Origin of the sequence: Desulfogranum japonicum DSM 18378, assembly GCF_000429945.1 — a bacterium.
GTDB classification, from domain to species: Bacteria; Desulfobacterota; Desulfobulbia; order Desulfobulbales; family Desulfobulbaceae; genus Desulfogranum; species Desulfogranum japonicum.
Genome location: NZ_KE386996.1, coordinates 105,880 through 132,847 on the forward strand (window position 1 = coordinate 105,880; position 26,968 = coordinate 132,847).

At 46.8% G+C, this 26,968-nt stretch carries 18 protein-coding genes, 1 tRNA gene and 1 pseudogene; 8 read left to right on the plus strand and 12 right to left on the minus strand.

The window, feature by feature from the left end; all coding sequences use genetic code 11:
• Positions 1-489: 489 nt before the first annotated feature.
• The gene (locus G493_RS31420) at positions 490-2,181 is read right to left on the minus strand and encodes a methyl-accepting chemotaxis protein (RefSeq protein ID WP_051309980.1); all 1,692 of its coding nucleotides are present in this window, start codon (positions 2,179-2,181) and stop codon (positions 490-492) included.
• A gap of 77 nt (positions 2,182-2,258) precedes the next feature.
• Positions 2,259-2,813 carry a PDC sensor domain-containing protein gene (locus tag G493_RS0125785; protein WP_028582655.1) on the minus strand — a complete coding sequence of 185 codons (555 nt, stop codon included), beginning with the start codon at positions 2,811-2,813 and terminating at the stop codon, positions 2,259-2,261.
• A gap of 648 nt (positions 2,814-3,461) precedes the next feature.
• Between G493_RS0125785 and G493_RS0125800 the strand changes: the two genes are divergently transcribed.
• Complete coding sequence (locus G493_RS0125800; RefSeq protein ID WP_028582656.1) at positions 3,462-5,204, plus strand: cache domain-containing protein; 1,743 nt, start codon at positions 3,462-3,464, stop codon at positions 5,202-5,204.
• Between the two features lie 43 nt (positions 5,205-5,247).
• Here the strand turns inward: G493_RS0125800 and G493_RS0125805 are convergent, their stop codons facing one another.
• Positions 5,248-6,126 (minus strand): PhzF family phenazine biosynthesis protein, encoded by an 879-nt coding sequence (locus G493_RS0125805; RefSeq protein WP_028582657.1) that lies wholly within the window; start codon positions 6,124-6,126, stop codon positions 5,248-5,250.
• Between the two features lie 550 nt (positions 6,127-6,676).
• On the opposite strand from G493_RS0125805, the gene G493_RS0125810 reads away from it, so the two are divergent.
• The 3 genes from G493_RS0125810 (at position 6,677) to G493_RS32815 (ending at position 9,850) form a co-directional block, all read left to right on the plus strand.
• Positions 6,677-6,750: transfer RNA gene (locus G493_RS0125810), tRNA-Asp, on the plus strand.
• 591 nt (positions 6,751-7,341) lie between these two features.
• Positions 7,342-8,424 carry a slipin family protein gene (locus G493_RS0125820; protein WP_205623765.1) on the plus strand — a complete coding sequence of 361 codons (1,083 nt, stop codon included), beginning with the start codon at positions 7,342-7,344 and terminating at the stop codon, positions 8,422-8,424.
• An 82-nt stretch (positions 8,425-8,506) separates the two neighbouring features.
• Positions 8,507-9,850, plus strand: a complete 1,344-nt coding sequence (locus G493_RS32815; protein ID WP_051309982.1) for a CCA tRNA nucleotidyltransferase — start codon at positions 8,507-8,509, stop codon at positions 9,848-9,850.
• Between the two features lie 203 nt (positions 9,851-10,053).
• On the opposite strand, the gene rtcR is transcribed toward G493_RS32815, so the two are convergent.
• Positions 10,054-11,664 (minus strand): RNA repair transcriptional activator RtcR, encoded by a 1,611-nt coding sequence (gene rtcR / locus G493_RS0125830; protein ID WP_028582659.1) that lies wholly within the window; start codon positions 11,662-11,664, stop codon positions 10,054-10,056.
• Between the two features lie 413 nt (positions 11,665-12,077).
• On the opposite strand from rtcR, the gene G493_RS0125835 reads away from it, so the two are divergent.
• Together G493_RS0125835 and rtcA are read left to right on the plus strand one after the other, a co-directional pair.
• A complete protein-coding gene (locus G493_RS0125835; protein WP_028582660.1) occupies positions 12,078-13,268 on the plus strand; it encodes an RtcB family protein in 1,191 nt (396 codons plus the stop codon).
• A gap of 4 nt (positions 13,269-13,272) precedes the next feature.
• Positions 13,273-14,328 (plus strand): RNA 3'-terminal phosphate cyclase, encoded by a 1,056-nt coding sequence (gene rtcA / locus G493_RS0125840; RefSeq protein WP_028582661.1) that lies wholly within the window; start codon positions 13,273-13,275, stop codon positions 14,326-14,328.
• Positions 14,329-14,424: 96 nt separating this feature from the next.
• On the opposite strand, the gene G493_RS0125845 is transcribed toward rtcA, so the two are convergent.
• The 7 genes from G493_RS0125845 to G493_RS0125880 form a co-directional block, all read right to left on the minus strand.
• Positions 14,425-15,003, minus strand: a complete 579-nt coding sequence (locus G493_RS0125845) for a rhodanese-like domain-containing protein (protein ID WP_028582662.1) — start codon at positions 15,001-15,003, stop codon at positions 14,425-14,427.
• A gap of 227 nt (positions 15,004-15,230) precedes the next feature.
• Positions 15,231-17,231, minus strand: coding sequence for a methyl-accepting chemotaxis protein (locus tag G493_RS0125850; protein ID WP_028582663.1), 2,001 nt, complete (start codon positions 17,229-17,231; stop codon positions 15,231-15,233).
• A gap of 751 nt (positions 17,232-17,982) precedes the next feature.
• Positions 17,983-19,215: a tryptophan synthase subunit beta gene (gene trpB, locus G493_RS0125860; RefSeq protein ID WP_028582664.1), complete on the minus strand. Its 1,233-nt coding sequence runs from the start codon at positions 19,213-19,215 to the stop codon at positions 17,983-17,985.
• 587 nt (positions 19,216-19,802) lie between these two features.
• Positions 19,803-20,681 carry a flagellar hook-associated protein FlgL gene (gene flgL / locus G493_RS0125865; RefSeq protein ID WP_028582665.1) on the minus strand — a complete coding sequence of 293 codons (879 nt, stop codon included), beginning with the start codon at positions 20,679-20,681 and terminating at the stop codon, positions 19,803-19,805.
• 35 nt (positions 20,682-20,716) lie between these two features.
• Positions 20,717-22,108 carry a flagellar hook-associated protein FlgK gene (flgK, locus tag G493_RS0125870; protein ID WP_028582666.1) on the minus strand — a complete coding sequence of 464 codons (1,392 nt, stop codon included), beginning with the start codon at positions 22,106-22,108 and terminating at the stop codon, positions 20,717-20,719.
• Positions 22,109-22,110: 2 nt separating this feature from the next.
• On the minus strand, positions 22,111-22,461 hold the full coding sequence (locus tag G493_RS0125875; protein WP_028582667.1) for a hypothetical protein: 351 nt from the start codon (positions 22,459-22,461) through the stop codon (positions 22,111-22,113).
• A gap of 18 nt (positions 22,462-22,479) precedes the next feature.
• Complete coding sequence (locus tag G493_RS0125880) at positions 22,480-23,745, minus strand: flagellar hook protein FlgE (protein WP_028582668.1); 1,266 nt, start codon at positions 23,743-23,745, stop codon at positions 22,480-22,482.
• 956 nt (positions 23,746-24,701) lie between these two features.
• On the opposite strand from G493_RS0125880, the gene G493_RS0125885 reads away from it, so the two are divergent.
• Both G493_RS0125885 and G493_RS0125890 read left to right on the plus strand, forming a co-directional pair.
• Entirely contained in the window at positions 24,702-25,484 is a 783-nt protein-coding gene (locus tag G493_RS0125885) for an RMD1 family protein (protein WP_028582669.1), read from the plus strand.
• Between the two features lie 400 nt (positions 25,485-25,884).
• Positions 25,885-26,427 (plus strand): GNAT family N-acetyltransferase, encoded by a 543-nt coding sequence (locus tag G493_RS0125890; protein WP_028582670.1) that lies wholly within the window; start codon positions 25,885-25,887, stop codon positions 26,425-26,427.
• A 385-nt stretch (positions 26,428-26,812) separates the two neighbouring features.
• Here G493_RS0125890 and G493_RS34555 read toward each other — a convergent pair.
• A pseudogene (locus tag G493_RS34555) lies at positions 26,813-26,968 on the minus strand (ISNCY family transposase); the annotation flags it as partial.

Sequence of the window (26,968 nt, forward strand, 5' to 3'; positions counted from 1 at the left end):
AACAGGATGCAAGCGTCTTTCAGCGACATTGTTGGTTCTACGTTTTGGTGTTGGATGAATTAAAACGGGTGATTCCAAGTGCTGAGAAATCGTAGCACCCGAGTTTCTCCTTCGTCATCTTCACTGTTTTCACAGCCGCTGCACAATTCTTTTATTTTGTCACTGTTGGAAGAGAATCTCCGGGAGACGAACACTCCTTCCCTCGTCACTCTCCCCTGCTGTGTCCTGACGAGGATCTGCACAGAGACCTTCACGCCATAACACATTCGTCTGGTAAACCTTTTATCTGCCAGGAGTTAGGCCAACTTTGTTTATAACTGCAAGGTACTGATACGTGAGAAACTGTTAGCTTCTTGGGTGAGAATCTGCAGTGGCAACGTAAAAATGGATCAACTGAAAGGTTTCCACTTTTACGCTGCCAAATTGATCTTAGAAACAAGGTATTACAGAGAAACGACAACTATCATTACACCGAACAAGAAATACGTTTCAGATTTTGAAATTATTTACTAACCGGCTGAGTTCACGTGCCAATCTTTGCAGTTCTTCAGCGCTTGAGTTTAGAGTTTTACTACTTTCCGAAATGTCGGTTGAGGCTGAGTTTACCCCGGTGATATCCTGAGATATAGTAGCGGCCACCATGGTGCTCTGGTTAACATTCTCATTGACTTCACCCATTCCCTGTGAGGCCTGAGAAATATTACTGGCAATTTCCTCGGTTGCCGCTTGTTGTTCGGCTATTGATGTGGAAATAGTAGAAATTATTTCATTTACATTATTAATGACTTCAGTGATCTCTTGAATATCTTTGACAGTTGTTGAAGTCGTGGTTTGTACCTCATCGATCTGGCCTTTGATATTTAGAGTAGCGGCTGCAGTCTGTTTGGCTAGTTCTTTGATTTCATTGGCAACAACCGCAAATCCCTTGCCTGCCTCACCTGCTCGGGCTGCCTCAATGGTAGCATTGAGCGCGAGCAAATTGGTCTGCTCTGAAATTTCAGTAATTGTCTCTGTTACTTTGCCGATGGCCTGGGCTGCCATGCCAAGTGTATCCATTTTCGTGGAGGCATTTTCCGCTTTTTTGACAGCATCTTCTGAAATTGCGTGGGCTTTTTCCGAATTTATAGCGATCTCTTTGATAGTCGCTGTCATTTCTTCTGAGGCACTTGCAACCATTGAAGCATTGGTCGCCGATTCTTCCATTGCTGCGGCAACACTGTTGAGATTGGCCGTCATTTCTTCGGCAGCAACAGCAACATTATTGGCTCGTTTGGCTGTTTCAGTAGAGTTCGCAAAAAGATTCGAACTAATATTCGACAACGAAGTTGATGAATCATTCACCGATTTTGTGTTGGTAGCGACTTGGGTTATAATGCTCTGAAGTTTTTCAACAAATATATTAAACCATCTTGAAAGGTCACCGATTTCATCCTGAGAATCAGCTTTTAAACGCATTGTCAGGTCGCCTTCACCTTCTGCAATATCTTTCAGGCGATTAATTGCATTATTCAGTGGATGGGTGATACCTCTGGCAGTAAAAAACGCAATAAGGAAACCTAATATAACGCCAATAGCGACCATGATAATCGTAGCAACAATTGCTTTGTTAAACGTTGCAATTGAATTCTCCCGCTCTGATTTCGCATACTCTTGGGAAAGCTCGGTTAGCTTATCTATCTGGTTTCTCATGTTTTCGAACTTGCTGCTGGCATCTCCCATGGCCAGATCGAGAGCCAAACGCCTTCCTTCACGAGTGTCGGAAGATCTGCCGTCAACGATAGATTGCGATACCGGCATCCAGTCATTGTATGCTGCATCATATGCTCTGATCAGCTCTTGTTCCTCTGCGGTCAATCCTTCCAGTTCTTTGTATTTTTGCCATCGCTCTTCGGCTTGGTCGCGGTTTGTCTCATACTCTTTAATTAACGTCTTAAATGTCTCAGATTTCACGTTGGTGAAGATCATCGATCTTTCAGCAACAAGTAACTGCTGTAGATCTCGGTCAATTTCCAGCAACAAATTGATGGTAGGCATTCTGACGGCAAAGATAGTGTTCATGTTGCCATCAATGGTTTTGAGGCCGTTATAGTTGCTCGCGCCCAATACTAAAATAACAGCAATAACGAGTCCGAATCCCAAAAAGAGCTTTATCCGGATTTTTAAATTTTTGAGAAACATCATATACGCTACCTCTGATATGTCCTTTTGTTATTATGTTACTACGTCTTAAGGTATAGCATGGAACGCGTGAATGGGATTCATTCTACGGCATCAACATCAATACCAAAGGTAATGGAGCCAATTGCCTTGCCGTCATCTAATACAGGAACAGAAATTTGAACAAGGTAGGTTTGTGCACTGTCATCGAATTTCACCTCGTCCACAAAAACTGCACCGGAGCCGCCGGCAAAGCTCTTGGTAAATTTGGCTTCGTCGCCCTGCCAGTAGTCTGATGTTTTGTCAGTCATTGCAACATTAGCACCTTGATTGTCGGTAACGAAGATTTCCGAATAATAGGGCGCTGACTTCTGGATTTTCTGAAGATATTTCCCGCAATCGGACTCCATGAGGGCTTTCATGTAATCTGTGACACCTACGCTAGCCTGCCATTGAACGTCTTGAGCCTTGATCTGGTCGAGGGTTTTTCCTTTGGCATTTTCGGCTTTCACTGCCTCAACAATGACGGGATCACTGCCAAATGCTGCGAGAGTCGAGTTCCCAAGATCTACAATTTTTTGCGGTGCTTTCTCAGCATAGGCAACGCTGCAAAACATCATAGCGACGAGTGTTAAGACGATTGCGGTAATTTTCATAGTCGGCTCTCCTTGAGAAATTAAAAATTTGACAAAGTATGCAGCAGCAGCGGGTAAAAAGACCCGCGAAAAGAGAAATGTCTCTTTTATGGTTAGTATATGTCAGTTATTTTCTGGAGTCAAAATGTAGATGGACAGTTTATCACCTAGATAAGGGCTGCAGAAAAGTAAAACTGCCCAGAGATTGCGCAGGGTATCCGATGCCCAAAGAACACCCCTGTAGTTTCTCACCCTCTCTCCTCGAAGTGCAGTCTCAAGTTGCAGTAGCCTGACGCAACATCAGGGATAATCAGTGCGAACATATTTGCTAAGCACTCTGGTCTGCGGACGAAACTTTCGGGAGAAAAGAGGGAATGGATGGGAGGTCATCATTTGAGAAGATGATGAATATATTATACGATGAAATAGGGAATTCGAAGTTTTCACCGGAGATCAGTTATAGTGCGGAGGTGAGTGGAACCAGGAAAATAGAGACCCCGTGACTAAGTGAGTCTGTGCATAGATGATCTTTTCGGAGTCTACGCTTGCCTAAACTTGAGTAAAAATCCTCATTTATGGACAGACATGAGTTTACTGCTGCCTACTACTCTCATTTCTTGCAGGGGGAGGCGGCAAAGATTTTTTCGGTTATTATATTGTATCGATGCCATGCCACAAAAACGACTCCAACAACTTGTAACCAGTATCTCCTTTCGCATAGCGCTTCCCTCGCTCTTTACAATTCTTTTATTTATTGCTGCCATTTTCTATGTGCTGCTTCCTCAGCTTGAAGAGAGTTTTATCCACAGGAAGCAGGAAGCTATTAAGGAGTTGACGGAAACTGTCTGGAGTTTGCTGGAATCGTATTACGAACGGGAGCAGTCGGGGGAGTTAACCAGGCAAGATGCCCAGCAGCGGGCAACGGCCCGTATTCGTAATCTGCGCTATGGTCCTGAAAAGAAGGACTATTTCTGGATAAACGATATGCACCCCCGAATGATCATGCATCCATACCGAAAAGATCTCGAAGGTGAAGATATTTCAACATTTCAGGATGCGAACGGGATTTTTCCATTTATCGAGTTTGTCAGGATCGTCAAAGAACAGGAAAGCGGTTATGTCAATTATATGTGGCAGTGGAAAGACGATCCTGAGAAAATATCGGCAAAGTCCTCTTATGTAATGGCGTTCAAGCCCTGGGGATGGATTATTGGCACCGGTATGTATATAGATGATGTTGAAGCTGAGATTGCTCAAATACGTAATAAACTCAGCCTGATCTCTATTGGTATTCTCTGCATTGTTTCCATACTTGCCGCGTATTCAATTCGTCAGTCAATGGTGGCAGACAGGGAACGTCGGGCTATATTCATGAACAGGGAACAGCTTATGGAGTCCCTTGAGCAGAGTAATACACGATTTCGCAATCTGCTTGAGACTACCAGTGACTGGATTTGGGAGTCGGATCAGGATGGAAAATATACGTATTCCAGTTCGCGGGTAACTGACATGCTTGGTTTTGATCCTGAAGAAACCATTGGTAAAACATTGATGGATATTGCCTCTCCCAGGTCTGCGGCTCAGTTGGCCGATGCATTTGAGAAATTACTTCAGAGTAAGCAGAATATTGATGGGTTTGAGTGCACCTGTTTAGGCAAAAGCGGTCAGATCGTAGTTCTCGAAAATAATGCTGTGCCTGTTTTTTCTCACAACGGCGAACCTGAGCTGGTAGGTTACCGAGGAATTGCACGGGACATCACAGAGCGGAAGATAGCCATGGAGGCTTTGAAGAAAAGCCGCGATGATCTTCATGCCAGTCTCGAGGAAACCGTATCTTCGCTGGCTTCAACCGCTGAAAATCGAGACCCTTATACTGCGGGACACCAGCAACGGGTTGACCGGCTGGCCTGTGCCATTGCCAAGAATCTGGGACTGCCTCCCGAGCAGATCGAAGGGCTCCACATTGCAGCTCTGCTTCATGATATCGGCAAGATTACCCTGCCGTTTGAGTACCTGGCAAAGCCGACCAGTTTGAACAAAGATGAACGGGCGATCATCAGGCATCATCCTGAAGTCGGTTATAACATCCTGAAGACGATTCATTTTCCATGGCCGGTGGCGGAAATCGTATATCAGCATCATGAAGTCCTGGATGGTTCCGGCTATCCGCGTGGACTCACTGACCAGGATATTCTCCTTGAGGCGAAGATTCTTGCCGTGGCCGATGTTGTCGAGGCCATGTCATCCCATCGCCCCTACCGCCCATCTCTGGGAATTGAAAAGGCCATGGACGAGATTCGCAAAGGCCGGGGAGTACGGTATCATGCTCCAAGCGTAGACAGTTGCCTTTATCTGATCCAGGAGAAAAAAATTAACGGTAACGGCGATGACTGGTGTCCGGTGTTTTACTGATCTGCCAATAGACAGGCGTTAACTCATCATGGTGTATGTAATGTTAATCAAATATGCCTGTAGACACCATACTGACATTGCCGCTTACATAGATGGACTCAATATGCTCTGAGCTTGCCTGGACCTTTATGGAAATCTGACTTGGTCTGCCTGCAAATCTTCCCTGTTTCAGGAGCAATTCTTCATTCGTGTCGAGTTGGTTGTATTTGTGAAGATAAGCGCCAACTGGTCCGGCAGCACTACCGGTTGCAATATCTTCAAGGCGTCCGCTGTTATCCCAGGTTCTTCCCTCTCGTTGAGTAACATCCAGGACATACGCAAATTTAGCCCCTATGGATGCTAAAAGTGATTCAAATTCATCGGTGACTATTTTACTTTGTTCCAAGCCGCTGCTGACAGGGACGATAAGGTATGGCAAGCCAGTTGAGATGACTTCGAGTTCAAAATTTTCAGCCTGATCTTCAACTGAAAGATTCAGAGATTTCAAAAAGCGCTGAGCCGATGCAGGGGTGACGCAGTGTACAAATTCAGGCTTGCCTTGATTCATCGTTGCACGGTAACCGTCATGGAGCTGTTCAGAGCATACCTCAACATCCTTTGTATTCAGATGAAATTGCCATTTTTCCTTGTTATGCGTTCCGTATTGTTCGTGTAAAACAGCGGCAGCTCCTAAAATAGGATGACCGGCAAAATCTAATTCTTCCTCCTCTGTAAAGATTCTTGCGCGATAAGCTGATGATGCTTGTGCTTTGGTAAGAAAAATTGATTCAAATTGGCGCATTTCCTGGGTGATCAGCTGCATCATATGGCTGGATACATTCTCAGCCTCCCAAAACACTGTCAGGCCATTACCAGAGAGTGGTGATTTTGAAAAGACATCAACGTGCCTGTATTTGAGTCCGCTAAGGTTTTGTGATTGCATTGGTTTAGTTTTTTGTAGCCGTATGGGCGTATTTTTAGGGTCGCGGGAAATACGAAAATTCCAAAAATTGCGTAGGATATCGGTTTGGTAACGTCGTTGCGCCAATGGTTTCATACTGTCCGTTGAGCCATTGACACGACGACGTTACCGAGTTGAGAAACAAGCAAGATTGGATGATTCATTTTTTCCGTGTCCCTTAATCATCTGGCTGTATTCGTTGTACTTGGTGTCTGTCCATGTCGTATTTGGCCAGATGTCGTTGTTTTTGCCATGAGGTCCTTGTTGGTTTGTATATGATTTTCTATTTTTATAGAAAATATTCTATTAAATTGAGTGGGTGCTTGCCATCTTTTTTTCTTCTCTTCTGTTGGGTGTGATGCAAATGTGCATGATATCAGTATGTTATATCTGGATGAGTTTTTATGCATTCATTGGCACAACTCATGCTTTATTTATGGCACGATAACTATGATGAACCAGCGGCGTGTTAATCAGGCTTAAATGCTTTTGATTTTTCCTGTTCCGAACATGGGTTGTAATCATCACTTATCGACTGGTTAGCTCAGAGGGTAGAGCACCACCCAGTCACGGTGGCTGTCGCAGGTTCGATTCCTGCACCATTGGGAAAGTAAATCCCTTTACGGAATGTGAAGTATAACTTCACACAGATGAGTGAAGTAACCAGTGTTGTCTGATCCTGTTCTTCAATTTTCGAGGTTATGAAGGGTGAATTGCCAGGTTCAGCTGAGGAATATGTCATGCGGCAAACCGATAAGGCTGTTGAGGATTTGTGCTTCAATTGACGTAGTTTCAGGCGTGAATGCGGTACATTGAAATGGCAGCTTGGGTATTGTCCCACATATTTATTGCCGGGAAGCCTGGAAATGAGTGCTCCCACGGTTGCCGAAGTATCGACACTGGTTACCTCCTGATGGGGTTACTGAAAAAAGAAAAAAACAGTAACTGCTCACAGCGTACCTGGTCTTTCCGCGATTAGCCTGGCTTACGTATGACCCAATACGCTGCGCCGCCTGCTTGCGAAAACCTCAGGCACCCTGTAACCAGTTACACATATGGGAGATATTCAAGCTTTTCAGTCTCCCCTGTGCGTAGTTACGAAAAACGCTATGAAAAAGTAGTTGTTATAGAGAAGAGTTAACTCCGTTAGGCGTTGTAAAAAGATGAGAGGATGCGATGTATTTAGGAAGAGTAACTGTGCGATCCTATGAAAAAGGTTTGCTATTCAAGGATGGAGAGTTTGTGAAAATTCTCCCTGAAGGAAAACACTGGCTTTTTGACGTATCTGGAAAGAGTGTGGTGGATGTGGCTTCTACACGTACTCCCCAGTTGCTCCATAAGGATCTTGATCTCATCGTAGACTCAGGTTTGCTTGGCAGTGATGCGAAGGTCTTGGAATTATCCGATACGGAGCGTGGCCTGGTGTGGGTGGATAACCGGTTTGAAACTATACTGGGTCCCGGTCAGCACGTCATTTGGCAAGGGTTCAAAGATGTACGGATAGAGACCGTTGACACCTCAGATGTAAAGCTTTATCACCCGAAAATACGGGTCATCATAGAAACTGGATCTGCAATGGGTGAACTGACTCCTTACTGGGTCGATGAGGGGAGTGTTGGTATTCTCTTTGTTGATGGTGTCATCACTGATCTGCTTGAACCGGGCTGCCATGCGTTTTGGCAAAACTCTGGGCAGGTTAAAGTGATACCGGTTGATAAAGGGGAAACCACCCTTGATGTGAGCGGTCAGGAGATCCTCAGCCGAGACAAGGTAAGTCTCAGGCTCAATGCTTTGGTGACGTATAAGGTAACTGATCCGGTTAAAGCTATCCGAGATGTGGAGGACTACAAGCAGTCGCTGTATCGGGAAACCCAGCTCTCGTTGCGGGCCACCGTGGGCACCATGGATATTGATACACTGCTTGCTGACAGGGACGCTCTGGTTGATACGATTAAAGCAACCCTTTCAATCAGGGCAGCAGAGTTTGGTCTCACTGTTATCGGTTTTGGTATTCGTGATATCATTTTGCCGGGTGATATGAAAGAGCTCCTCAACAAGGTGGTTGAATCGAAAAAAATGGCTGAGGCAAACCTCATCACCAGACGGGAGGAGACCGCCGCAATGCGTAGTCAGGCGAACAGCGCGAAACTGCTGAACGATAACTCGGCTTTGATGAGATTGAAAGAACTTGAGCTGTTAGAGAAAATTGCTGCAAACTCGACCCTCAACATCCTGTGTGGAGAGGCTGGGCTGAAAGATTCTGTGATGAAACTCATTTAACCCACCTTGCTCAAGATGTATTTGGATACTTGGTATTGTGCCGGGATTTTGAGGTTTGATAACCAGCACGCCGGATAGGACTATGACAGTTGAAAATCACTTGGAAATAATCAAAAGACTCTGTGATCACAACCACGACACATATCTTGTAGGTGGTGGAATACGGGATATGTTGTCTGGCTGTGAACCAAAGGATTTTGACATCGTCACTGCGGCCACTCCGGAAATGATTATGGAGTTGTTTAAGGACTGCAACGTGATGATCATTGGCAAGTCATTCGGAGTTGTGCTGGTGGACGGGTATGAAGTCGCCACCTTCAGGCACGACAGACACCACGGTATCGGAGACAAAAACTGTACGGTTCACGTTGCTGACTCCATCAAGGAGGATCTCAGTCGCCGTGATTTCACTGTCAATGCCATGGCGTATTGTGAACTTACAGGTGAAATCGTTGATGAGCACAACGGGCGGAGTGATCTGAACAGGCGGATCATCCGCTTTGTGGGAGATCCACAGCAACGTATTCTGGAAGATCCCAACAGGATAATCAGGGCCTGTCGATTCCTGGCAAAGCTTCAAGGCGAATTTGACCTTGGAACGAGATTTGTTCTTGAGGAAAACGCCCATCTTGTCCGAGATGATGTCGCACCTGAGCGAATCCGGTTGGAGGTCCTGAAAGCAATGGAGCTTGAGCAGCCATCGCTCTTTTTCTCTGCGCTGCACTCGATAGATGCTTTAAAGTATATTTTCCCTGCAATGGATAGTTGCGTCGATCATCCACACGGTGAACATCATCTTGAAGATGTTTTTGTCCACCTGATGCTTGCGGGAGATGCTGCCGGCAGTGAAGACCCGATTTTACGGCTGGCTGCTTATCTCCATGATGTAGGGAAGCCAGCCGCCTATGCCAGAAGAGGGGACGGTAGCTTTGTTCACCACGATGCCATTGGGGTTGGCTTTATTACTGAGGAGCTGCAAGCTCTGAAATTTTCGCATGCGGAGATAAGCAGGATTACGAATCTTGTCTCTGTGCACATGGCCAATATCAGGGATATCTCAGATAAGGGCATGAGGAGATTGCTTAAAAAGCTTGTTGAACGGAATCTCACTTTTGAGGAGTTTCTGGGACTTCGTATTGCTGACAGAGCTGCCAACAGGAAAAAGCAGCCATACAATGATGATGAAATATCAGCTATGGTTGCTCATGTTGATACAATCCGAAACAGTAAGGTTCCGTTAACTGTTACTTCGCTCGCTGTTTCCGGTGGTGAACTGATAGAAGAGTTGCACCTTTCCCCTGGGCCAAATATCGGTGAGATCCAACGATATCTACTGGAGCAGGTCTTAGAGCAGAGTGAAACGATCAACTCCCGTGAAACTCTTCTGCATCTTGCAAGACAATATGTTGAAAACGGAGGTGAGTGATCACAGGCAAACCGTGGAGTTTCCCGCTGGTCTCTTACCTGCGTAAAATAGCGCTTGTATAAATATGAAGCGCCTGTGTTCAGTTACGTCGCTTTTGGTTGCTCAAACGACACTTCTGGCGCGGATCTGTACAGCTTTAGCATTCTTCCCAAGGATATCTCTTTCCATATCTGGCAGGGGGCTACAGCCGCATGGGTGAGTTTTCAATCTTTTGGCAGTATCCGCTGTATTTGCTGCCAGTCAAGGTCGTATTTGGCCAGATATTTTCTGAGTCTGTCTGTGTCGTTACTGGTTCGTTTGTGCATTCGGGAAACATTGAAAAGTCTGCGACCAGCCTCTGCAAGGGTCGAAGAATTTTGGCAGGTCTTCAGTACGTGGGTAAGGGTGGCTTTGTCAACGTCATCGATCTGCTCTGCCTTTTTTGTGCCCAGGATACGGATTACCAGGTCATTGGTGTCTTCATCGTCTCTGTTGTATGTCCATCCCTGTTGCAGAGTTTGTAGTTCCTCCTTGACCTGCTGAATCGTAATGCGCCCGCCCGGAGCCAAGGTAGCCATGCGGGTGACTGCACCGCCAAGATCCCTGAAATTTGCCTTCCATGCAGCAACCGGAGAAGTCGCAAATGAAAGAAATGTGGTTCTTGCCTCTGTATTGATGGTCACACGCCGTCCTGTCCTGCTGCTGAACTTGTCCAGTTCATAATCAAAATTTGGTTCAATATCTTCCTTTCGGTCACGTAATCCTGGCATGTGGAATGTCCACAGATTAATTCGGGCCAGCAGATCTTCACGAAATTTTCCCTGTGCGCATGCCTGTGGCAGATCTTTGTTGGTACCGCATATTAATTGGAAAGTGCTGGTAACTTCCTTGTCTGCCCCTACAGGAAGAAACTGTTTTTTCTCTATGGCACGGAGCAGCATGGCCTGCTCGTCAAGGCCAAGTTCTCCTATCTCATCTAAAAAGAGCATGCCCTGATCAGCAGTTTTGAGCAGGCCTGCCCGTGGTCCTGTGGCTCCTGTAAAGGCTCCTGAAGTGTGGCCGAACAGGGCTGCCATGGCGTTGTCACCCTGCAGAGTGGCACAGTTGATCTCTACCAGTGGGCCCTGGAGCCGTGTGCGTTGTTTTTTCAGCTGATATATGCGATCAGCTAACCGTGACTTGCCTGCTCCAGTGGGACCGGTAAGCAAGATAGGGTCCACAGAGCGAATGGCAACCCGCTCGATTCTGGCAATGAGTTGGTTGAAGGCTGTATTCCTTGTCTGGATGCCTGATTTGAGGAGTGATATGTCATCGTGTTGCAGTTTCTGGAAGCGGCCGGCTATGTGATCGTACTTGGACAGATCCAGATCGATAAGAGAAAACGTTCCGGGAGCAAGGCTGTTACGTCCACGTCCGGGGCCGCTCTGGATGAGGCGGGCCGGGAAATAGTGGGCCTCTGTGAGCAGAAACAGGCAGATCTGTGCCACGTGGCTGCCTGTGGAGATGTGAACAAGATAATTATTCTCCTGTTCAAAACAGTATTCCATGCTGAAATCGTGGAGAACGCTGAAGACTTCTTCAAAATCCCAGGGATTGTGCATGGTTATCTCATGGGGCACGATTTCGGTTTCCGGAGAGACGGTATGAATATCTTTAATGGTTCTGTTCAGTAGTGCCCTGAATTCTTTTTGATAGAGCAGGTCTAATCGATCTATAAGAAAATCTTCATGCTGACAGAGTGATACGGTGGGACGCCAGCGCTCCCAACGTTTGGAACCTTTTCCTGTATTATCCAGTGTGGAGCCCAGCAGGCCGATGACAATATTTTTACTCATAGGTGCGCCATATATGTATAGAAAATTTTCTAGATTATAGCGATAAATCTATCTGTTTGAAAGGTGAAGACTTCAAAAATTGAAGTGGCAGGATTGTTGTTGCTGTGTAAAGCTATGTTAAAACAGCATGTTACGTGCTTTTCTTCGATAATATTTTTTTCTGGCACATGATCTGCTGTATTGTACAATGAAAGTAACTCCCTATTTTAACTTACCTCTGACCTGTAACTGGTTACAGGGGCCTGAGAACACACAGGCTGACGCAGCGTTTTGGGTCATATGTAAGCCAGGCTGATCGTGGAAAGATCAGGTTCACTGTGAGCAGTTACCAATGAAAACTACAGCTGGATATATATTTTCAGTGAGCATGAATGGAAGGGCACAGGGTCCTTCTCGATAGAAAGGATAGAGATATGAAACAGGTTATCAGTACAGAGCAGAAACCCATAAAAATGTGGCTGGATGATATGGAACCCAGTGCTTTGGCACAGGCTAAAAATCTGGCCAACCTGCCCTTTACATTTAAACATGTGGCCATCATGCCCGATGCCCATTGCGGATATGGTATGCCCATAGGTGGCGTGCTGGCTACCCAGGGCGTGGTTATACCAAATGCTGTGGGGGTGGATATCGGGTGTGGAATGTGTGCAGTGAGGACATCCTTGACGGATATTTCCAGCGAGCAGCTCAAACAGGTTTTGGGATCAGAGAGGGAAAAGACAGGGATTCGCAGCCGGATACCGCTTGGGTTTAAGCACCATAAGAGGGCCAGGGAAGAAGCGTTGATGCCTGATCTTGCTCTTGTGGAAAAAGTAAAGAAATCCAAAGTGCTGGAGCAATATCAGGCGGCCCTGAAACAACTGGGAACCCTGGGTGGCGGGAACCATTTCATCGAGATCCAGAAAGGGGATGACAGCCACATCTGGCTGATGGTCCATTCAGGAAGCCGAAATCTCGGTCTGAAGGTTGCGACCATGTACAATAAGCTGGCAGTGAAACTCAATGAGCGGTGGCATAGCCAGATACCAAAGAAGTGGGAACTGGCTTTTCTTCCATTGGATACCGAGCATGCCTGGGATTATATATATGAGATGCGATACTGCGTTGAGTTTGCCCTGGCCAGCAGAACCCTGATGATGGAAAAAATAAAAGAATGCCTGACAGAGGTAATGGGCGCGGTGTCGTTCGATCCCATGATCAATATTGCCCATAACTATGCATCCCAGGAGCATCATTTTGGTGAGGACGTGATTGTACACCGGAAAGGGGCAACAAGTGCAAGGCAAGGGGAAATCGGTATTATCCCCGGTTCCCAGGGATCTACCAGCTATATTGTACAGGGGAAAGGAAATCCGGAAAGCTATTGTTCCTGCAGTCACGGGGCCGGGCGTCTCATGGGGAGAAAGCAGGCTCAGAAATTGTTGAATTTAGAGCAGGAAAAGAACAGGCTGGATCAGTTGGGCGTCATTCATGGATTGAGGTCAAAAAGAGACCTGGATGAGGCTGCCAGCGCATATAAAGATATTGATACGGTTATGGCAAACCAGACCGACCTGGTGGACATATTGGTCAGTCTGAAGCCGCTGGCTGTAATAAAAGGTTAGCAGTATGCAAAATGCATCCAATACGCAAGAGGTTGTAGAAATAGATGGTTCCCTGGGGGAAGGGGGAGGGCAGGTGTTACGGACCTGCCTTGGGCTTTCTCTGGTAACAGGGAAACCCTTTACCATAACAAATATACGGGCAGGGCGGCGTAAACCTGGCATCATGCGGCAACACCTGACCGCCATCCAGGCTGCAACACAAATAGGTGAGGCTGAGGTACGCGGAGCGAAAGTCGGCGGTCTTGAACTGGAGTTTTGCCCTTGTATAATTAAACCGGGAAACTACCATTTTTCCATAGGCACAGCGGGGAGTTGTACGCTTGTGCTGCAGGCGATTTTACCCGCCCTCATGGTAGCTGACGGAGCCTCAGAAGTTATCCTTGAAGGGGGTACGCATAATCCCATGGCGCCGCCCTATGATTATCTGGCCAACACCTTTCTACCGGTTTTGAGCAAAATGGGGGTGGAGGCGGGTGTGAAGCTTGATCGACCTGGCTTTTATCCGGCAGGCGGTGGGCGTATGTTGATACAGATACAACCACCCAAGCGATTACAGCCCATTGTCCTGGATCAACGTTCAGATGTTGAAATTTCAGCCAGGGGTGTTTGTGCGGAATTGCCAGGACATATTGCCAAACGGGAAATGGATGTTGTCCAGCGTCGTCTTGGCTTGGCAGAAGAGCAAGTGGAGCTGTGTCAGTTGGATAAGTACGGACCAGGCAATTATCTTGCCCTGTATGTACGATCTGAAGAGCTGACAGAGACTTTCTCCGGTTTTGGAGAGAAAAATATCAGTGCGGAAAAAGTTGCAGGCCGAGTGGTTAAAGAGGTGCAGCGCTATCTGGCTTCAGGAGCTCCTGTTGGCCCATATCTCGCTGACCAATTATTGATTCCCATGGCATTGGCAGGGGGAGACAGGTTTCGAACCAGTGGTTTAACAGCTCATGCTCTGACTAATATGGACGTGATCACAAAGTTTCTTCCCTGCAGGTTTGACGTGCAGGAGGTGGACGATAGGGTTTGGGAGGTTAGATTCATAGCATTTGTCGAGCATCCCTGAAAAACAGTCTGGTTTTCAGGGATGCTCAAAACGTTACGCTGGCGGGCGAGAAAATTTTACAGCATCTGCTTTTTATTTGGATTTTATAGACGTCCACTACAGCTGTTTTACGCCCTGGTCACTGAGATATTTTTTCGCTTTTCGTTTTAATTTAGGGGAATCCTTGACCGCTGATTGAAGGTCAGGATATCCGGCTCTGAACCAGATTATCTGTTCCGGTTTATAACCCCACTCTGTAACAGCAACGTAGGTCGCATTATAACTGCGATGACACTTTGGCCCCTGGCAGAAAAATGCTATGGTGGCGACATCCTTGTTCAACCCTGCTGCTGCCAGAGCTCCTTCCAGCGAGTCCTGGGTCAGGGTGTTTTCAGCCATGCCTGCTTTATTGTAGGTGAGCAGCACTGCTCCCCGTACAGTTCCCTTGGCCAGGAAGCTTTCAGGTCTGGTGTCGACCCAGAGAATATTTTCTCCTTTTTTAAGTTGCTGGATTGCCTGGTCCACATCCCATATCGGCGAACCCCAAGGAAGTTGCGTGTATTCTGATGCAAGCTGATCAACAGGTATTTTCCCTTTGTCTACTTCCTGGGCTATTGCGCAAAGAGTGCAGAAAAAGAGGCTCATAATGCAGAGGAAACAGCCTGATACAACGTGCCTTTGCCTGATGTGTTTCATAGATGCATCTCCTTGGATGAATGGAAAGGATTAAGGGGCGCGGAAAAAATACATTATCCAATCTTGCTTGTCTCTCAACTCGGTAACGTCGTCGCGTCAATGTCTCAATACGAGCAGTATGGAACCATTGAAGCGACAACGTTACCAAACGACAGCAAGAGTCTCTCTTCCAGAATCAGTTATATGCCAGAGATAAGAGCAATGAGAATTTGGCCTCAATACATACATTACAGCTTAAACCTTTCAATACTCTTTTGGAGGTCTTCAGCCATGCGGACCAGTTGGTCAGCTGATGCGTTCAGCGATGCGGTGGTGTTGTCTGTGACAGCAGCTACCTGGCCAAGCTCATCCATACTGCTGGAAAAACCGGTGATCAGGCCATGGGCATTGGTGATGTTTTCTGCAATGTCAACAGCCACAGCTGATTGCTCTTCCACCGCTGCCGCAATACCCTGAGCTGCCTGACTCGCCAGGGTAATGACCTCACCTATGGAATCTGTACTGGTTACCGCTTTGGTACTTATCTGCTCGATATTCGTGATATCTGCATTGATATTCTTAGCTGTTTCCAGGCTTCGATGGGCAAGCTCCTTTACTTCGGTAGCCACAACGGCAAAACCTTTGCCTGCATCTCCGGCACGGGCCGCCTCGATGGTAGCATTGAGTGCCAGCAGATTGGTTTGATCGGCAAAATCTGAGATAGCTTGATTTGCCTTGCTGATGTCGGCAACCACTTCGCTGAGTTTATGCATTATTGTGGAGGTTGATGAGGAAAATTCCATTGCCTCCAGGGTGGTTGCATTGCTTTCGTTGCTTGAGCGACTTATTTCCCGGATCGACGTGGACATCTCTTCCGTGGAATCCACAACAATGCCCAGGCTCTGCTCTATGCTCGCAAATGCATTTCCCATATTCTGGCTTTGTTTGTTAAGGGTATGGGTAGATTCCTGAAGTGCACCTGAAAGTTCGGTAACCTGTCCTGCTACGTTTACAAGACTCTTTGCGTTTTCTTGAATCTGTTCGATAACGTGCCCCAGATTTCGGGTGATCGCCTGCAGGGATTCCCCCAGTATATCGTTTTCTGAGGCCTGGGTTATATCAACTGTCAGGTTGCCTCCGGCAATTTCCCTGGCCTGATTGGCACGTTCACGGATATGCTGTGCCATGGTATTGAGTGCCGATGCCATGGCACCAATCTCTGCCTTTGCGTTGATGTTCAGGGTTGTGGATGCATCCCCGCGGGAAAGTGCTTCTGCAAAGGGAATAATCTGTTCAATGGGGCGGGAAATATTACGACTGACAAAAAGCAGCGCAAGCCCGAGAATAAGGACAACCACCACGGTAATCTGGCCAATGGCAAGGGCCCAGCGTTTTTGTTCTTTGGCTATAAATTCCGTTTCATCAGCAACGATAAACAGGTTGCCCACTGTATTGCCGTCAACACCATGCAGGGAAAGTTTGTTTGCCAGAAAATGGGAGTTCGAGGTTTGTATGGCAATAAAAGAATGTTGTTCCAGGTCCTTGGGAAGTTCTGCGATGAGTGTGTCAGAGAGTGCCTGGTCCTGAGCTATGCTTATGGTATGCGAAACAGGATCATACAGAAACAGCTTGTAGCCCGTTAATTCAGCAATGTTTTGTGTCCAGCGACTGGAGCGAATTGAAAGCTCAACGTAGCCAGCAAGTTCGTCGTCATCATTTGTTATACTGGATAACATGCAGTATTCGGTGGGGCCTGGTTGCATTCCCGCCTCTGTGCCGCGAAAATAGTGATGAAAAGCGAAATCAGCCGCACTTTGATTGAATACCTGATGCAGTTCTGGCGGGAGAATTTGAGGACGCCTGGGCAGGCCTTCAGACAGCTGCTCCAAAAGTAACCTTTTATCTGCGGAATAGACAGAAAAACGGGCTATCTCCTCTTCTGCCATGGAAAGATACAATCCTTCCAGAATCATGCGTGCTGTTTTGTTTTGCGGGTTCAGGGCAAAGCTGACCAGTTCGTCGGTTAGAAGTACGCTTGTCAGGGATTTATCCAGATGGATTTTTTGCTGATCTAGCACACTGTTCAGGGCAATGGTGTTGGCGACGCCCATTTCCCTGTTACGTTCATTTTTCAGCCGTTCTATGCCTGAGTGATACAAGGTTAAAAAGATGGGACAAAGAAGGATAACCGGCAGGATGCTCAGTCCAAGAATTTTGAATCGCAACGAAACACTGCTTGGTAACTGCATGCAACAACCTCCTGGCACACCTAGGATGGGGATATGGAAGACGATTGGGCAATTCGTAACAGCTGACCGGGGTTGAAAACAGGCCTCTCCCGATAACAGTAACCGTTTATCCTGTGCTCTAGGTACGTTCAAGCAGGTCTCTTCGCTATGGCTGGCTCTGCGATAAGGCCTGATAGGGACGGGGAGCTGGTGAAACGGTTACGGCAATTCTATATCAAGAGTATCACATGCTGAAGAAATGTGAAGAGCAACAAGCTGATATTGTGATATTTTTTCAGAGAAAAAGAATGATGTTTAGAAAATATTCATTCTTTTCATATAGTTTGCCGAACGCGTATTGCTCGGAAACAAAGCAAATGCTGTAACATGCGCTCACCCCAGTAGGGTGAGTTTTTTCAATCATGTTTGGTAAGCGTTATGATTTCAACTGGGTAGAAATATTTTTGAAAATGTGACTATCAACTATATCTAGCCATACTTCTTTATATGGTGCGTATAACGCACCCTACTTTTGAACTCCGGTAATGGCCAAGGGATGTACTGTATACGTTCTTCTGTTCCTGCCACAATCCAAAAAAAAAGAACCTGGCAACACCTTTCGCATGGACCCGGAGCGTAGGGTGCGTCACACGCACCATGAGAGCTGGTTACAAATGCTCAAGCAAATGCAGCTGAATTTCGTTGGTAATGACGTTCAAAAAAATCATGGCAAATGCGGGCAAGGCCGCAACGTGTACACATTTTCTGAAAATCATAGCCTGCTTCTGGCTTCTTTCATGTTGAATCCATAGGTTTGGGTCACAAAATCCAGGTCTTTATCCCCTCGGCCGCTTAAATTGACCAGAATGGAGCCATGTTTCATCTCGCGGGCAAGTTTCATGCTGTAAGCAACGGCATGTGCACTTTCAAGAGCTGGAATAATTCCCTCCACACGGCTTAATGTATAAAATCCGTCCAGGGTTTCCAGGTCGTTTATTATTTCATAGCTGATGCGGCCCTCATCTTTCAGAGCGCTGTGTTCCGGACCCACGCCTGGATAATCCAGACCACTGGCTATTGAATACACTGGAGCAGGATCACCCTTTTCGTCCTGGAGCAGGTAGCACTTGAATCCATGAATGAGTCCTGGTTTGCCGAAGGCTGCAGTGGCCGCATGGTCTCCCAGGTTTAAAGAACGGCCCCCTGGCTCTATACCAATGAGTTGTACCGGGTCATTGATAAAGCCAGAAAAAATACCCATGGCATTGCTGCCGCCACCGACACAGGCGCAAACCACATCAGGCAGGCTGCCGGTCATATCAAGAAATTGTTCTCTTGATTCAACACCAACGATATTCTGGAAATCACGCACCATCATTGGAAAAGGGTGTGGGCCTACAACTGAACCGATGCAGTAAATGGAGTTCACCGGATCTTTAAGATACGCTTCAAAGGCTGAGTCAACGGCTTCTTTGAGGGTTTTCAGGCCAAAAGAAACAGGAACCACTGTAGCACCAAGCAGCTTCATTCGGGTAACATTCGGTGCTTCCTTTGCAATATCCACTTCGCCCATGTGGATTTCGCATTCAAGGCCAAAGTAGGCTGCAGCGGTTGCCAGGGCAACGCCATGTTGTCCTGCTCCGGTTTCAGCGATTAATTTTTTCTTTCCCATATACTTGGCAAGCAGACCTTCACCCATGCAATGGTTGAGTTTATGTGCTCCGGTATGGTTAAGGTCTTCACGTTTGAGATAGATCTGGGCTCCACCACACATTTTTGATAAACGGCCTGCGTGAAATACAGGGGTAGGGCGTCCCTGGTAATGTTTTCGAATGGAGCGAAGCTCCTCGATAAAGCTATGTGTTTTACAGATAACGTGATAGGCATCTGTTATTTTATCCATCTCAACCTGAAGCTCAGGCGGGATATATGAACCCCCGTATTGGCCGAAATGGCCGGTTTGGTCAGGGTATTGTTTTGGATAGTGTGCGTAATCTTGGCTCATGACTGCGTCCTTTTTGTATGAGTAATTGAAAATAAAAGTAACTGCTCACAGGGCTCTCTTTCTCTCTACGATCAGTTTGGCTTATGCATGATTCTATACGCTGCGCCGGTATGTTCGCAGAGATATCAAGCATCCTGCAACCAGTTACAAATACAAGAGTTAATCGAGCTTGTCGCTTCGCCTCTGTGAGTAGATACAAATAAAAAAAGGCTGTCGGAATGATTTCCGACAGCCCTTAAGAAGACAGAACTGTCGGGACATTGCATGCCGACAGTTTTTGTAGTCCTTATATTAGGACATTATTCTGCTGGCACAGTTCAATTCATGCACCAACACCAATGTCTCTTGAGTTCGGGGTGTATTTTCATTTTCATGCAAAAAGGTATAATGCATTCGTTCTGTATCTGTCAAGCAGGTTGACAAAGTCCTTCCCTGTACAGTGTTTTTTATCCATGATGTGAAGGAGAATAGCAACCTGTGTGTTGTAAAAAGGGTTTGTTTCAAGGCGGCGAGGTGAGAGTGTTTGGCATACAAGACTGCGTGAGTATAAAAATCGTGGAAATACATGCAGTCAGTGGTTACTCGCCTTACAGGTAATCAAGGAGACTCAAGGTGCCCACACGTGCTGTGACCTGCATGGTTGCTTCAAGAGAGAGTTCCATTTTGGTGATTTCCGATAATACCTGGGTGAGATCCGCATCCTGATTTCTGGACAGGGTTTCTTCCAGTTGCACAGAGGCGCTTTCATGTAACGAGATCAGGTCATCCATACGTGCGCTGTTGTTTCCCAGCAGACTGGTCTGTATCCGAACCTGCTCAGCGGCTTCTTCCAGGGGGGTAAGCTGGTTGGAGATGGTAGTGCTGTCGTAGGTCAGCAGTGCAGTTTCCAGATCATCCAGGGTGGTGAAAAGATTGACCGGACTCATGAAGAGTTCTTCCCCTGTGACATTTTTCGCTGCAGTGGCATTTGGCCCAACAGCTATCATCTGGTGATCGCTTGTCCCGTTATAGACCACCGGATCGCCTGTAAAAGGCATGGTTTCGTCTTCATATCCGGCAAAAATATATTTTCCGTCAATCTGGGTATTTGCCAGATCACGGAGTTCCTGGTGCAGTTGGCTCACCTCCTCTGCCAGAGTATCACGGTCTGTATCTGAAAGACTGTCATTGGCGCCGTATATGGCAATTTCTTTGGCCCTGGTCATGATCTCTTCAACGGAATCCATATAGGTTTCCGCCATGGAAAGGCTGTCCTGCACCAATTCACAGTTGGAGACGTAACGGTCATTTTTCAGCAGTTCGCTGCGATCACTGACAATGGAACCTACCACTGAAGGGTTATCAGAAGCCTGAGCAACCTCAACGCCGGTGGAGGTTTTTACGTACAGTTCATTTAGCATCGTGGAGTTTTGGCTCAGATTGTACTGCAGGGTTCGGTACGCAGACGCGTTGCGGGTAATGATCATAATATACCTCGTTGCCGGATTATTGTTCCACTTTGTTACAGTTGCATCAGGACATCAAGCATATCCCGGATGGTGGCCAGGTATTTGGAGGCTGCCTGGTATCCTGCCTGGTACTGAATGAGCAGCACCATCTCTTCATCTGTGGATACACCGGAAATGGAGTCACGATTGTTGCTGATTTCATTCAGCCGCTCCTCACTGACTTCGAGCTTCTGCGCATTATCACTGACCAGCAGACCCACCTTGGAAGCAATGCGTGCATATTCTTCGGTGAAGGTCGAGCCGTTAACTAAAGATTGTTCCCGTAATTCAACCATTGTCAGGGTGAGACTGTTGTCTCCGGTCTGGCCGGTTGTTCCGGCAGCCAGCATGGTGCTGTCAGTGAATGCGACCTCGATGGATGCAGATGCCCCTTCCCATGCCGGGGCGAGCGGGTTTGTCGGAGCGACCACTGTGAAAAGATCTGTTCCTGCGTTTCCGTTCTGGTCCACACCTGTCGTGTGTACAGTGTTCACAGCGTTCACCAGCTCATAGGCCAGCTGGTCAATGGAGTCGGTAAGTTCAGGGATCACTGTATCCCGGACTTCCAGCAGGCCCTTGAGTGTGCCCCCCACATCATCACTGTCCAGGTAGCCACTGGATACCGGACTGCCCACTTCCACCTGCATAAGACCATCCACCTTGGATACGGTAAGGGTCGAGGCAACCGTCCCTGTGACCAGCGGTAAACCATTATTCAGTTGCAGGCAGACCATATCATTTTCATCCTGATAGGTTGTGGCACCGATGGTTTCACTGACCTGCTGAACCAGTAAGTCCCGTTCATCACGCAAGGTGTTGGCCGTGGTACCGCCCATCTCCGCCTGCATAATGGAACTGTTTAAATCTGCTATCTGTTGCAGCTGTTCATTGAGATCAGGAACCAGATACGCAACAGAGGTATTCAGGTCGTCTATCTCTTCGCTCAGGAGCTGGTTGATCTCCTGAAATCTGTCAGCCAGATTAACGGCTTCCTGTATTACCTGCTGTCGTTCCGAGGATCCGGATGGATTACTGCTCAACTGTTCCCAGGCATCGAAAAAACTGTCTATGTCGCTGGCCAGGCTGGAATCGCTGATGTCCAGAATCTCTTCCAGGTTGCTGAGCGGTGTAGAAGATGCTTCATACTCTCCATAGGTTGCGCTCTGGTCGACCAGTTGTTTGATGACAAAACTGTTTTCTGCCCGATCAATGGTATCCACCGAGCTACCGGTGCCATATTGAAGACCGCCATCTTCAAGGGGAGTGGCACTGGTGATATTTGCACTTTGTCTGGTGTAGCCGTCAGTGTTGACATTGGCGATATTATTGCCTGTAACCTGTACGGCAGTCTGACTGACAAAGATACCGCTGGCACCGGTATAAAGGGATGTGATCAGGTTTCCCATAATCAGGCGCTCCGTTCAAGAATCCTTGGTCCGTTGTCAATATGCAGTTTTTTCCCCTGGGCTGCATAGGTAAGGGCCAGTTTACGAAAGACATTCTTTTGCAAGCCTGCCAACAGAGCCAGACCTGATTTGAGCAGGGCCCTGTTACGTTCATTGTTCTTTTGAATTCGCTGAATCATTTTCTTGGTCTCCTCATCAACAGGCTGATCATATTCCTGCAACCTGTTCAGCAACTGAGCCTTCTTTTGCTGGAGACCATCAAGGGTTTGCATCTGCAGATGGGTTATGGCTGCCCGTTCGCGGACAAGCAGTTCATTCAATGTTGTCAGGTCTGTCTGTAAAGAGGTCTTCATATTCTTGTTATCTCCGTATTAACGTTTCAGATTGAGCAGTTCCTGCAACATTTCGTCTGTGGTGGTAATAACCCTGGAATTTGCGGTATACCCATTCTGGATGGTTATCAAGTCCACGAATTCAGTTGAAAGATCCACATTGGAGAGCTCCAGTGCCTGGGTTACAAGAGTTCCCTGGGAAGGGCCGGGGTATCCGATGGTGGCTGTGCCTGAATAACTTGTTTCACTGAAGAGGCTGCCACCTGCACTGTCCAGCCCGTCAGGGTTGGTAAAGGTTGCAAGGGAGAGCATTGCTACTTCAACAATTTCTCCGTTTGAGTAGACCGCGCTGACAACGCCATCGCTGGATACGTCCACAGAGCTTACCTCGCCGGAAGAGTAACCGTCCTGGATCTGGGAGAAGACCGCTGATTCACTGTCGAACTGCGTGGTTTCAAAGGTATAGGTCAGGGTCTGGGTCGGGTCGGCTCCGTTATTCCAGACAAGAGCATTGGACACTACCACGCCACCGGTGGCGAGATTACCATCCTGGTCAAAGGTAAGGACACCATTACCCACCAGTGTCAGGTCCTCCGCACCTGCCTGTGCCGGGTCCAGCTCGTCGCTGACCACGCATAGGTTATATTCCCATGTTTGGTTTGCAGTTTTCGTAAAATAGCAGGTGGCCTGATGTGCAGTACCCAGGGAATCGTAAATTGTGGTAGTCGCGGAATAGTTTGAAGTATCGTCAGGCGTGGCAATATCAAAGGGGCCAACAATATCGGAATTGGAATCCAGGTTGGTTTGCAGGGTCACGTTATCTGTCTGCTGTGCAGCGATCTGTGCAACCAGATCCAGCTGGATATCTGTGAGATTTCCTGCATTCAGGGTACCTTCAGCATTATACAGAGAACCCTGTACTCTAAATCCATCAGCGGTCACTAAATAGCCATCCTCATCAAAACTGAAATTACCATTTCTGGTATAGTATGCAGTATCGCTCAGAGGATCGCTGACAATGAAAAACCCACTGCCTTCTATGGCAATATCAGTTGAGCTTTCAGTGGATTCAAATCCACCCTGGCTGAAGTTTGTTTGTACTGTTTGTATCTGAGAACCTCTGCCGACCTGTGAATTGCCGCTGGAGCTCGCTATATTAGCTGAGAGCAGATCGGCAAAAACCGTATTGCTGCTTTTAAATCCAACGGTATTGCTGTTGGAAATGTTGTTACCTGTAACGGTCATGGCCTGGGAATTCGTCTGTAACCCACTGATGGCGGAATACAATGCACTTGTGATACCCATATATCCTCCTTGTTTTCCTGCCGGACATTTTGAAAAGGGGAACAGTTTCTTTCCATTGGGGCAGGGCCCTGAATGATCTGGTGCATCCGTGCTTTGTCTTTCCATCCTGGAAAAGAGCTGTGTATGCAAGATATTGGTAGAGGTATACGTAGAACTGGCAAATGATCTCAACATCCTGGCTAGGTCGCTCTTAGGGTCGCGGAAAATAATACATATCCAAAAATTGCGTAGAATATCGGTTTGGTAACGTCGTAGCGCCAATGTTTCCACACTGGCCGTATTGAGCCATTGGTGCGACGACGTTACCGAGTTGAGGGACAAGCAAGATTGATATGTATTTTTTCCGTGTTCCTTAGCAAGGGTATCGGTATGCGAGAGGTGTATTTTTTATTGTAATTACGTAAAGTTATTTGATGTGTTGTCTGCTTTTGGTATGTAAAGATATCTTGTGTAACCACAGGTTGTTGAAAGAGCCTGGCTGTTGACTTGAAGTAACAGGCCGTGAATACATGTAACCAGTGTTGATTTCTGGTTACAGAGATCGGGCATTGTGTAACTGGAGAAGTCATTTCCAGAGACAGGGGCGGCCGCAAAGATATTTTGCAGCAGATCCGGGACGCAAAATATCTCTTCGTATGTTTTGATGTGGGTGTGGTGTGTGTTTTTTAGACTAATAATAAGATAGAAATACTGTGATTCTGGATGCCATTGAAATGCCGTGTGTATTCAGGTTGAAATCAAGAGGTCTGTTGAAGGATGAGAAAATAAATAAGTACACAGCCGGCAATTGATTTTCAGTCGTATTTTAATGAACTAATTGCCAGGAGTAGTACAATGCCGGATCGTAGTTATTGTGTTTTTTTATGGAACTGCTCAGCAGCGTTGGATGCCTGTGAATGCTCAGCTTTAGCTTCAGTTTCTGTTCTCTTTTTGGTTTCACATACAGCAGATTAGATATGGACAGTGTTCAAGAATTTTCAGTGCGTGCAGTGCAGATTGCCCGGCGGATTCTTCTCCGTCAGTTTCCCGCCGACTCTGCCCTGGCTCGCAATCCAATTATTTTTCAGCAGGGTGACGGGCTGGTTGCCCTGTTTCGTTATGGGGTGGCTGTCTTTTTTAACCTTTCTCCATTAGAGCAGCAGCACCTTATAGATCAGACACTGTCTGGATTTTTACAGGATCCCATATCTGGTGGAGAGGAAGAACAGGCTGAGCTGCTGATTCGTTCTGGCCAGGAAGAGCGGGTTGTCGGTGGAAAAATAGCCCTCAGTGATGATTCCATGCCTCGTCTGCAAATATTAGCCGAGGTCATTGCACGCTCTGTTTTGCTAGCAAGTTATGAGAGCCGTATCAGAAGAAATTTTGATCAGGTTGAACCTTTAGCGGAAAAATTGGCAACCAATCGCAGCCCGAGAACAAATGGAAAAATTCTGCAGACCATCGGAAATGCCCTTGTGACCGAGCACGATATGGTTGGCAGGGCTGCTGTGACCGAAAAACCGGATCTTCTTTGGGATCATGGCGAGCTGGAAGGGTTGTACAGAATTCTGGAGGATGAATTTGAATTACAGGAGCGGGATAGTGCTCTGGCTCGCAAACTTGATCTTATCTCACGTACAGCCCAGACTTCGTTGGAATTGCTGCACGCCAAGCGAAGTCTCAGGGTGGAATGGTACATCGTGTTGCTCATAGTGGTGGAAATCGGGCTTACCCTGTTTGAGCTGTTTATCAAGGACTGAAGGTAAGGCTTCGCTTTTACTTAAATAAGTATTGCAGCTGGTTTCAAGTGCTTCATATTTGTGCAATCGCGATTACGCAAATATGGTGCCGCTGTGACCTCTTACCAGGCAACAGCTGCCGGGTTATGGAAAGGCATAACCCGGCAGCCAAAAGCCTTTATTTGTGCACCATATGGGTACAATCTGGCTGACGGATCATAGACTATCGTTCGACTGTTTAGTGCCTGTCCATAACCGGTCTTTTCGGAGTCTGGTTTCTCGCTTACCTCAACGTGAGCAAAAATCTTCATTTATGGACAGACACGAGAAAGACCGCATATATCAGCGGGAATTTGTACTTTGACCATAAAAATCGACTTTCTGCGATTCAACTCAACGGATACGTCCCCAAAAAGACACCATGTTTTTTCGAAAGCTCAATAATGAAATACAACTCAGCCTGTCTATACCGCAATATGCTGAGGAATTGTTTATTTTGACTGATAACAACAGACTATATCTTAAACAATGGCTTCCATGGCTTGACACCATTGTGAACCCTTCAGACACGCTTGTTTTTATTGAAACGCAACTGTTGCGGTTTCAAAAGGGTGAAGCGTTGCACGTGACGATTTTTTATCAAAACAAGATCGCTGGTGTCTTGGGCTATAACCTGATTGATCAGGTGAATGGTATTGGCTACGCCGGCTACTGGCTTGGCCAGGAATACAATGGCAACGGTATTATGACAGAGAGCCTCAAGGATTTGATACATCTGGGCTTTACATATTATTCACTTAACCGTATTGATATTCGTTGCGCAGTAGATAACCACAAAAGTCGTGCGATTCCAGAGCGTCTGGGTTTTCAGCAGGAGGGAATTATTCGGAAGGCCGAAAACGTTTATGGGAAGCATCTCGATCACGTTGTCTATGGCCTGCTAAAAGAAGAAGGCAGATATTGAAGCCTTTGTCAGGGCTGCCCGCTAGGAGTCTGTCGGAAAAACCTCTTTTTCCCCATCTTTGCGTTATTTACAGATAATCAATGCGCGAAATATCAACCATATGACTGTGCTTGATTTTCTGTAAATGCCTTAATCTGAGAAAAAATAGCAATTCTCCGACAGACTCCTAGTGAGTACTAAATTTAATATGAAGAGTAATATATCTAGTGACAGAACGAAAACCCCTTTTCAGCTCATTTAATTTCGGGAATTATTCCCACATGATATTGTTCCAACACTCTGATGGTCTCCGCAATGTTTGCTGGGGTTTAAATTAACCGTAATCAGCAAATTTTAGACGGATCTCTCCCGCTGCCATGAAGTAATCTTGCAAAAAATACAACAGTTATGCAGCTCTCTTGACCTTCTCCTGTCTTTTAATCAACGCCAGCTGTTTCTCTCGAACCCTTACTCCAAGCTGCTGGATATTTCGTGCCAGTACTGCCAGGGCAACATACCGTTTGAAGCCATTGAGCCCATGATCCGGGCATCGGTCAAGACC